The sequence below is a fragment of the Pedobacter sp. AK013 genome, assembly GCF_014205835.1.
Classification (GTDB): Bacteria; Bacteroidota; Bacteroidia; order Sphingobacteriales; family Sphingobacteriaceae; genus Pedobacter.
Map to the genome: position 1 here is coordinate 1 of NZ_JACHCQ010000067.1, position 10856 is coordinate 10856.

General features: G+C 44.8%; 5 protein-coding genes. 1 reads left to right on the forward strand and 4 read right to left on the reverse strand.

The annotated features are described in order from the left end of the window. Positions 1–30 precede the first annotated feature (30 nt). The 4 genes from HDC90_RS24950 to HDC90_RS24965 form a co-directional block, all read right to left on the reverse strand. Entirely contained in the window at positions 31–714 is a 684-nt protein-coding gene (locus HDC90_RS24950) for a hypothetical protein (protein ID WP_184471322.1), read from the reverse strand. A 4-nt stretch (positions 715–718) separates the two neighbouring features. Then, positions 719–1060 carry a hypothetical protein gene (locus HDC90_RS24955; RefSeq protein WP_184471324.1) on the reverse strand — a complete coding sequence of 114 codons (342 nt, stop codon included), beginning with the start codon at positions 1058–1060 and terminating at the stop codon, positions 719–721. A gap of 53 nt (positions 1061–1113) precedes the next feature. Beyond that, positions 1114–1683, reverse strand: a complete 570-nt coding sequence (locus HDC90_RS24960) for a hypothetical protein (protein WP_184471326.1) — start codon at positions 1681–1683, stop codon at positions 1114–1116. A 734-nt stretch (positions 1684–2417) separates the two neighbouring features. Next, entirely contained in the window at positions 2418–2666 is a 249-nt protein-coding gene (locus HDC90_RS24965; protein WP_184471328.1) for a hypothetical protein, read from the reverse strand. Positions 2667–3858: 1192 nt separating this feature from the next. On the opposite strand from HDC90_RS24965, the gene HDC90_RS24970 reads away from it, so the two are divergent. Next, positions 3859–10856, forward strand: a 6998-nt coding sequence (locus HDC90_RS24970; protein ID WP_255497838.1) for a PA14 domain-containing protein, incomplete at its 3' end; no start/stop codon positions are given.

Sequence of the window (10856 nt, forward strand, 5' to 3'; positions counted from 1 at the left end):
GGCCAGTTTGCCCCGAAACAGGTGGTCACTTTAAAGCGAAATGGGGTGACAGTTTAAATGCGGAACGGCTGGCCATTTTTGCCGAAATGCCCAATCAAGGCCGTTCAGCCATTGTTTTCGATCCTCAATATAAGTGGTATAAAAACGTTGGGTCCCTGCTACTATACTTATGCCAGGCTTTAAGTAAAACGTATTTTTTTTCCCCAGCTGTCCCAGTAAAATGTTTTTGGAATTATCGATCGATATAAATATATCTTCTGACTGCCCAAAATTATAGTCTGCCACCAGTTCTGACCGGAACAGATGGTCAATACCCAAGGTCGCGCTTAAGCTATTTGGATTTGAAGCCTGAAGCAAAGGCGAAGCTTTTGAATAGAATGATCTGTTATATCCTACTTCCAAATCTGCTTTAGGCCCAAGCTGGAACTCAAATCCTGACTTCAGGTGCATTTCTGAAGGAAAATTGTCCTCCCTGAGCAGATGATACCCCCCGCCGGCAATATACCATCCCCAGGAACTCTTGAACTTCAGGTCTACATATGCAAAAGGAAGGCGCTCTTCTGCAGTCTGGCCATAATAACTGGCATTTGAACTGACCAGTGAAGATAGGGTTAATGTATTTGTTTTTCCCTGCGACAATGTATCAGATTGCCCGGATACAAATAAAGGAACACCTACCAACAAGGATACCAGGATAATTAATGAATTTCTCATAAATTTATAATTTGATCTTTACCTGAGTGTTGACTTTCACCTTAACTTGTTTAATATTGAGGGATTTTACATTTATGGATGCCGGACCAATAGTTTTAGGAATGATTTTGTTCTTAGCTTTTGGTACGTGCTGTAAGTCCCCTCTGGTTTGGGCTAAACTTTCTTTTTTATCTTTTTCTACACGCTGCTTTACCTGTCGACTGGTTGCAGACAATGTATCCTGTTCTATTATCCGCAATGAAGTAGATCGGTTTCCGGTTTTGGCAGCATATGCACCATGAACACAACCAATGATGAGCATGGTAAAGATGAGCATGGTAAATAGGATGTGAAAGAGATGTCTCATAATCTTTAAATTTGGAGATTCAAAAGAATCCCCAAATTTATAACTTAAAGTGCTTAAAGTTTAATTCCTGTGGCCGCTTTTACTTTCGTGTTGATGGACTTAGGATTTACATTAACATCAGTTTTGACTTTTGTGTCTGTTTTTAGATTCGCATCAGTTTTGAGTTTTGCATCAGCTTTTACATTTGCATTTTTCGCAGCATTGTTAAGCTGACCATTTACCGAGGCTACCTTGCTGGCAACTGCACCCTTTGTCCCGGTGGTTACATCTGACTGGGCTGTGGTACTTACCTCTAGTCCATGCGTGCCAGCATTTACCGTTCCATTTGTTCCTGCTTTACCAGTTGTTGACGCTTCGGCATTAGTCGCTTTTTCGTTTATAGCCTCTTTTATACCTTCTGATTTCTGCTGTACAACATTCTTTTTCTCTTTTGCCGTAGATTTTAATTCTTGGGCATTGAAAGTTGCTTTGGTGTTGGCAGACTGGGAACCTTCAGCACTTTGCCTGTTCAATTTAATCTCTTCTTTTGATTTTGCCTGCATTGAAACTTCTTTAGTTTTCTGCTGGGCCATAGCTCCGGTAAAAACCAATACCGAGAAGGCCATTGTTAGGATCTTTTTCATGTTTTTATGTTTTTGTTATACCAAAACTAAATCAGGAATATGAAAATAAAATGAAACGTCAGAAATCTTAATAATCTATTATTGAATATTTCTGCGCCGACGTTCCAATAAGAGATATGGCATTCGAAGCGGCCAAATGCAGCTGTTATTTTGAAATTACGCTCCAGGTGCATTTTGTTAAACGACGATTAGGTTTCCCGCAATATTTTTCATCAATTTTATGAGGTTACTGGATCAATGGCCTATTCAGTTGAAACATTAATATGTTATTAAAACAATAATTAAAGTTGACTTATTCCTAATGCAAATATCATCGCATTATTAGGTTTGTGATAGGTATTAATATGATTGTATGCTTTGGCATCATTCCCAAATTTTTCTGAGGCAAAATCTCACGTTTTTTAGGCATTTTAAAAAAATAACTTCCATGGTTAACGAAAAAGCTCTTTAAAAGAAGATGTGAGTATTCCATGATAGGCCATGAAAACAATTAGCAGGATGCCTGATATCAGCCACCAAACTCCAATTCCAGTCGATTTAGACCAGCCGAGGATTCTTTGATGGACATGATGGATATGTTTTACTACAGTCATTTCTTTCAATAGGTAGCAGTATTATGAAATCTTCCTTAGCACATTCCGCATGGAGGCTTACAATTGCGAAAGCTGAGCCTTTCGACATAGCTTTATAATATTTGTAAATTTTAATCTTGGTTTAAAAGGATGACTCCTTACTTAGGTTTTTTTTCCATAACAGATTAGTTCCGCCCTCGCATTTTCATAGAATGTTTCAATCAGTTGAATTAACTCTTCGGTATCGATTTCCTTTGGCATGTTCTCTGCAAATCTAAAATCCGGGTATTTAGAGCTATCGGTTGGGAAAAATATCTTTTCATTAATCAATCGATACATTTCCTCACCATAGTGGGAGTATAATCTTCTTCGTGTCCACAATTCCAACTGATATGCTATTAGATCTACCATATTCTTTTTTAAGATTTACTTACTCGCCTAATAAGATGTTTTCCGGTCATTAAATGTGGATTCTTTCCGGTATCGTCTTAAAATAGGGCGCTTGTAAGCTTCTATTGTGCTGGCAATTTAATGAATAAATATAGCTAAAAGTTGTTGTTTTCTGTAAATATATTACTTGTCCCCATAGATATATTTGCGACACAGAAAGTTAGTTGAGACACCTCATAGAAATTTAAATAAACTTTGTTAGGATTGCTACCTGTAATTTTCAGTCAGCGTTGAAATAATGTACGGATCCAAAAAGTATTTTGCAGGATATTAACAATACCCTGATTTTTGTGAATAACCAAATCAAAAGGGTGGTTTTAAATGACCAGTTCGATTAGCTTTAAAGTTTAATAATCTAGACAAAGTGGGTATTATTAATCACAACTTTGGCAGTTTCAATCCTGAGTGTATTTTTATTGTTTCAATTTGGGTAACTTTACCTAACTACAAAGACAATATGTCGGAAAATTTAGATGATTTGCGTGTTGCATTACAACGAAAATGTAAAATTAAGACCATTGATCCAGACGCGTGCGCTGCGATATCCATTGCCGTTTTTATGGAAAATGGAGACTACGTCAGCAAGACATCGCTAATGCGGCTATTCGGCTTACTTCCAATGAATGAAATTGCCTTATCACTTATAGTTTTAGACATGCTCTTTAGGTTCGCTGGACTAAACGCTGCTAATGCACTGGACTAAAAAGCTTATCGTTTTCCATGGAATTGGTAACCTTTCGGGAAACAAGTTATGCACCTACTTCAGGGAAAAGTAGAAAATGTGCCGCACTCGCGGAATAATGAGGTTACAACTTCTGCGACTGGCCCAAAAGCGGATTACGGGACTAACCCTTGAAGTACCCGTCCTATAGATGAGGTAGTGATCATCAATATTAAATTTGTAGGAGAATGTAGCAGGTAAGCTCTCCGATCGCCTAAATATCATTGGTGTGGGCAATTAATTACGAAAGTAAGTTTATCAAGAGCGAATATAAATTATTCTTATTTGCTCTAAATTCGTTTGCAATATTATCATTATTTGTTATAATTACACTACGTATATGATTCAATATTTATTGAGTCCTAAAAATACATAGTATATTATATATTATACGTTTTACTATCTAGTTGCTATTTTAATTAACGTTCTACTATGAGAAAAAAATACTTGTATTTTGTTGTCATTGTTTCCGTATTCTTGATGTTTTCAGCAAGATTACGAGCTCAGGCTCCGGGCGGGGTAAATACGAATCTTAAACTTTGGCTCAAGGCCAATGCCGGTGTGACTTTGAGCGGCTCTGGTGTAAGTACCTGGGCAGACCAGAGCGGTGGCGGTTTTAATGCTACGCAGGTAACCGTAGCCAAACGGCCTGCTTTTACCACCAGTTCGCCTCTTTTTAATGGTAATCCTTCCGTAAATTTTGATTTAACCGATGATGCAATGGCTACTACGGCGAGTATAGTGGCACGGCCATACAGTTTTTTTGTTGTTTACAATAGTACAAGTACCTCCGGTGTCGCAAGAAGGGCAGTACAGGGATCGAACAATTGGCTGATAGGACCATATAATAATAATGCCAATTTTTACGCCGGAAATTGGGTGGGGCCGGGAAATGTTTCCATAGGAACTAAACCCATCCTTAATACGGCGCTAAGCAGCAGTGCAGCCACCGGTAATGCTTCCTTCTACTCTGATGGAAAACTGGTTTCGGCAGCTGGAGGGGTAAGCGCAGGCACCGCGCCCGGAACCATTCATTTAGGGAGCTCAGGTGCAGCTTTCGAGCCCATGGGAGGTAGTATTGCTGAGGTAATCGCCTATACGGCTACCTTAAATGCAGCTGATCAAAATAAAGTTGAAAGTTACCTTGCCATTAAATATGGTATTACCCTCGACCAGACTGTTGCAAAAAACTATGTAAATAGTACAGGAGCGGTCTGGTACCCTAGCGCTAGCACCCATACCGCTTATGTTAATAACGTGGTCGGAATTGGTAGAGATGATGGGGCTGGGCTTGACCGAACGATCTCTAAGAGTGTTAATGCTGGGGCTTTACTTGCGATAGAAAGTCCTACCGTTCTAAATAATGGCGATTATTTAGTGTCCGGAGATGATGGAGCCAATGTTAACTCGCGTTCATCTGATGCTCCAGCGGGTTATGGCCAACGATTGCAGCGGGTTTGGAGGGTAAGCAAGTCTGCCAACCCGGCAACCGTTACCATCAGGATGTTTGTCGGAGATCTGCCCGAATTGATGAGCAATCCCGACCTAGCGAACGTTGCCTTGTTGAAAAACAGCACCAGCAGTTTTGCGGCGGCTACCCCTGTTACAGGGGCAGCTTTTGTTGTGGGGTCTAACGATACGATAGAATTTACAGGGGTAAGTCTTAACGATGGAGACTATCTTTCATTGAGTATGGGAAATTGGGCCATTCCAGCCACTTTCGATTTTGAATATTGGTATGGTGTGCCACGCTGGTCTATTGGTTACAATAGCCCACAAAAGCTACATTTTACAGGTGTTTCTGCTACTCAATATGCCACCTATGTTATCGACATGCCTGCCGATCCAAGTTTTACCCCTATAGTAGGAACCGTAGTCGGTGGCGGGTCAAAAATCATAGATATGAGCTCTTTCGTTAGTGCCATAACTGTGCAGCCTGCCAATACCATTGTAAACCGGGGACTCAGAGTCCGGGTGATGGGACAAATGGGCGCATACTATGCGAATGAAAGAGGAGATAATTATGGTACCATGCCCCTACGCGGCCCAAATGGGCTGGGAACATCATTTATCATTCCAGGTCAGGATACTTTTGCTAATGGCACAGCCTATCCCAACGCGAGAGCATTATTTGTAGTTACGGCTACCGAAGACAATACCTGGGTTACTATCACTCCCAGCCAGGCTATTACAGGGCATGGGGCGAATGTGCCCTTTACCATTACCCTGAATAAGGGACAGAGCTATTCTGCTGATGCAGTAGCTACAACAGGAAACCATTTGGGGGGTAGTTTTGTGGAGAGCAGTTTGCCTGTAGTGGTTACCTATAGCGATGAGCTGCTCTACTTTAACGGCGCTGCTGATAATGCGGGTGACCAGCTTGTTCCCGTTAGCAGATTGGGTAAGGACTATGCCCATATCCGAGCCAATCTTATTGCCAGTGGCGAACTTGCCTATATTTTCGGTACGGAAGACGGAACCACTGTAACCATATTTGATGGAACGACCACTAGCACACTGGTGGTGAATAAAGGGACTTTTGTGAAGCATTTATTGCCGGCCGGTATCAATGCTGCCAGCATTAAAACGGACAAGCCGGTAATGGTATATAAAATGGGGGGGGTTAGTACAGAATTGGGAGGGGGAATACTGACGCCTGTTGCCGATTGCAAGGGAACCAGCCTGGTCGCTTATCAATATCCCAGTTCAGCCAACCAGGCCATTTTTAGTTTTGTGGCTCCCGATGCTATTGTAGGGAACTTTCTGCTCAACGGCAGCAGCAGCGTTATTACAGCTGCTGACTTTATTGCTATCCCAGGAATACCAGGTTGGAAATATGCCAGGAAAACCGTTACGGGTATTTTTGCCAGAGGACAGATTATCAAGGTTGAGAATACAGCAGGCAAGTTTTATTTTTATCAGAATATATATTCAGATGGCGGTGGAGGCGGTGACTACAGTAATTTCTCTGATTTTGGTAACGTTGTCTTATTCCCAAAAGCAGATCATGTCTGTGGTTCTAATACCATTATGCTGAACAGCGGCGCTATCGCCTACAATACCAATATACAGAGTTATAGCTGGACAGGGCCAAATGGTTTTACCAGTACTATAGCCAATCCTGCAATTACGAACCTGACAGCTGCAGGTGTAGGCAGGTATACAGTAACAGTTACCGATGAGAAAAACTGTACCTACACAGAAAGCGTAATGGTGGACCTTGCTGTGGATGCTATTACACTTACCCCCACACCATCTTCTCCCTGCGTAGGATCTTCAGTGCAGTTTACTTCGGTGGCTGCTCCTTCTGGGGCTGTTCCTGCCAGCATTCTTTGGACCGGGCCGAACGGTTTTACCAGCACTCAGGCCAACTTTGAGATTACCGGTATTACTGCTGCTCAGGCAGGTACTTACACCTGCACCTATGTCGATAAATATGGCTGTACAGTTTCCAATAGCACAACCATATCGGTAAGTACATCCGTATTATCAACATTTACAATAGGGGGAGAATATAAAATAAGCTGTGATAATCCTTCGGTTACGCTCAGTGTTACCGGATTTACTCCCGGTATCAAATATGAGACTTTCAATCCTTATGACGCATCTTCCTTATTTGCCAGTTCTAACTTTACGGTAGTTACCCCGGGTTTCTATAGTAAAAAGCCAGGCAGCACCGGCATAGCAACGCAATTGAATCTATCGGGACTAACGGGCGTAACAGGTTCTTCTACAGCCTACGGGGTAAAATATAAAGGTTTTATTAATATCACAACAGCTGGGAATTATACTTTTTACACCAACAGCAAGGATGGTAGCACCTTATCTATAGACGGCTCAACACTTATCAATAATGATGGGAGCCATACCCTAACCGAGGTTGCCTCTACGGCAGTCAACCTTTCTGTGGGTTATCATGCCATTACGGTAAACTATTTCAACGGTTCAGCAGGTGCAGCGGCTTTGAGTGTTTCTTATTCAGGGCCTTCAATTGCCAAACAGGTCATTCCGGCCAGTGTATTATTTTATGCAGGGGGTGCTGCGCCAGCACTCACTTATGACTGGAGTACCGGAGATATGAATACCAGTACGATAACGGTAAGTACCCCGGGTACCTATACGGTGACGGGCTCTAATGGGGGCTGCAGCTCCGTAGCCAGTTTTGAGGTGATGGGTATTGATAGCTATGATTATAGTGACCTGACTGCCCCATGGCCAGTGGCGCAGGCTAAAATAACCAACTGCCTGGTTTCCGGGGTTCCTACAGGTACAAAGAACTCCGTCTGGGCAGGGACAGGTATAAGCTATGAGGGTACCCCCCTTAGAAATGCTATGGGGTCAGCGGATACTTTTGATGATGGACTGATAAAACCGGCAGTTTCTTCAGATCCTTATGGCATTGTACTGAGCAGTAATACTCCAGGGGCAACGGTCAATTATGGTTTGTGGTTTGACTGGAATAACAATGGAGATTTTGCAGACGATGTGGATGCCAATGGTAATCCGGCCTTTTACAACGGCAGCGGGACGGCGGGACAGACCATAAATGTCCCCGTGCTTCCCCCAGTTGGGGTCTCGCAATATAAAACGAGGCTGATCGTAGCGGATATACCGATAGTTTTTACAGCCTATGACGATATTTTTGACAATGGGGAGGTAGAGGACTATAATTCGGTGCTATCATTGACCGGTACCGTATTTGCCGATAAGGATGGTTTGAATGGAACACCAGCCAATACGGTGAATGGGACGGGTACAAACGCAGGTGGCTTAACGGCGGTATTGGTAAACGGTGCAGGAAAAGTGGTGGCCAACTCAGCAGTTGCTACGAACGGTACCTATAATTTTGCTTCACTGACACCAGATACCTACAGTATCGTGTTAAGCACTACCTTAGGTACGGTAGCTGCGGCGCCTCCGGGGGCAAGTCTTCCTCCGGGCTGGGTAAATACTGGTGAGAACCTTGGGGTGGCTGCAGGCCATGACGGCATTGTGAACGGAATATTAGCCAATATCGTGGTCAACACGAATAATATATCTAACGCCAATTTCGGTATCAATAGCCGGCCTACAGCAGATCCTGTATCTGCCTGCTTGAAAGATCCGGGAAGCAACACCAGGCTGATAGTACCGGTCCTTACCGGTAGCGACCCTGAAGAAGGTACTTATACTGGGATCAGCAACAGTAACAGGGTAACTATTTTAACTTTGCCAGGAGGTGCAACCCTATATTATAACGGGGCAGCTGTGACTGCCGGACAGGTGATTTCAAATTATAACCCAAGCCTATTACAGCTGGATCCGGATGCTGGCACTTATGCCATGTCCTTTACTTATAACGAAATAGATGCCGCTGGCTCGGCAAGTCTGTCTGCTACGGTAACCTTATCAACAGTTTATGCAGGTGCTGATCAGGGGATTCCATCTAACGGAACTGCGACCCTGGCAGCCAGTGGAACAGGTGTATGGAGTGCACAGGCGGGTAACCCAAGTGTTATAAGTTTTACATCTGCCACTGATCCGGCAGCCACCACTTCCAATTTTACTGTTGATGGTATATATCATTTCATATGGACAAATAGTAATGGTTGTACCGATACGATAAAAATAACGGTTCCCATTCCGCCTATAGATGCTGTAGATGATGATTTTACTGCGGTTCCAATCAATCAGCGTAACGGCGGCGCTACTTCTTCGGTGTTGAATAACGACAGTTTGAACGGAACAACGGTGAATTCCGGCAACATTATTTTGACGCCTTTGGGCGTTCCGCCCGGATTGACGATGAATCCAGACGGAACCATTGCTGTAGCAGCAGGTGTTCCTGTAGGGACTTATGTGGTGACTTACAGGATTTGTGAGGCAATCAATCCATCTACCAATTGTGACGCTGCTACCGCGACCCTAGTAGTCCAGCCTGCCGTGATTGATGCGGTTGCAGATGATTACACCGGAGTACCAATAAACGGGATCAATGGGGGTACAACAGCCTCCGTTCTGACAAACGATATGTTGAATGGCATTATTTTAACCCCTTCGGATGTCACTTTAAGCGCGGTTACCGTTCCTACAGGGTTTACACTCAATGCGAATGGGTCCATTGCCGTTCCTGCGGGTACTCCAGCAGGAAATTATGTACTGACCTATCGCATCTGCGAGAACCTCAATCCAGGTAATTGCGACATAGCTCAAGCAACAGTGTTTGTTTTTATTCCATCCATCGTGCTGGTGAAAACTGCTGTTGTTGGCGGCACGGGGGCAGTGGGTGACGTGGTGAGTTATACCTTTACCGCGACCAATACGGGCAATGTTACCCTTAGCGGGGTGAACATCACCGATGCTTTGACGGGCAGTACGGCCCTGGCTTTAAGCCCTGCGGTACTTGCCCCGGGAGCTTCGGGCACGGCAACGGCCAGTTATACCATCAGGCAGTCGGACATCGATGCCGGCAAGGTGAGCAATACGGCCACGGTTACCGGAACGGCGCCTGATGCCAGTACGGTAAGCGATGTTTCGGGTACGGCGCAGAACAACGATACCCCTACGGACGTGCCGTTATCCAGGAACCCGGCCATTGTGCTGGTGAAGACGGCAAGTGTTGGCGGCACAGGGGCAGTGGGTGACGTGGTGAGTTATACCTTTACCGCGACCAATACGGGCAATGTTACCCTTAGCGGGGTGAACATCACCGATGCTTTGACGGGCAGTACGGCCCTGGCTTTAAGCCCTGCGGTACTTGCTCCGGGAGCTTCGGGCACGGCAACGGCCAGTTATACCATCAGGCAGTCGGACATCGATGCCGGCAAGGTGAGCAATACGGCCACGGTTACCGGAACGGCGCCTGATGCCAGTACGGTAAGTGATGTTTCGGGTACGGCGCAGAACAACGATACCCCGACGGACGTGCCGCTATCCAGGAACCCGGCCATTGCGCTGGTGAAGACGGCCGCAGTGTCTGGTGACGGCCTGACCATATCATATAGTTTTGTAGCGACCAATACGGGTAATGTTACCCTTAGCGGGGTGAATATCACCGATGCTTTGACGGGCAGTACGGCCCTGGCTTTAAGCCCTGCGGTACTTGCCCCGGGAGCTTCGGGCACGGCAACGGCCAGTTATACCATCAGGCAGTCGGACATCGATGCCGGCAAGGTGAGCAATACGGCCACGGTTACCGGAACGGCGCCTGATGCCAGTACGGTGAGCGATGTTTCGGGTACGGCGCAGAACAACGATACCCCGACCAATACTTCTTTGAACAGGAACCCGGCCATTGCGCTGGTGAAGACGGCCGCAGTGTCTGGTGACGGTCTGACCATATCATATAGTTTTGTAGCGACCAATACGGGCAATGTTACCCTTAGTGGGGTGAACATTACCGATGCACTTACAGGCAGTACGGCCCTGGCTTTAAGCCCTGCGGTACTGGC

Coding starts and splice junctions, on each gene's coding strand:
- HDC90_RS24950 (WP_184471322.1), bottom strand. CDS start 714: ATGAGAAATTCATTAATTATCCTGGTATCCTTGTTGGTAGGTGTTCCT.
- HDC90_RS24955 (WP_184471324.1), bottom strand. CDS start 1,060: ATGAGACATCTCTTTCACATCCTATTTACCATGCTCATCTTTACCATG.
- HDC90_RS24960 (WP_184471326.1), bottom strand. CDS start 1,683: ATGAAAAAGATCCTAACAATGGCCTTCTCGGTATTGGTTTTTACCGGA.
- HDC90_RS24965 (WP_184471328.1), bottom strand. CDS start 2,666: ATGGTAGATCTAATAGCATATCAGTTGGAATTGTGGACACGAAGAAGA.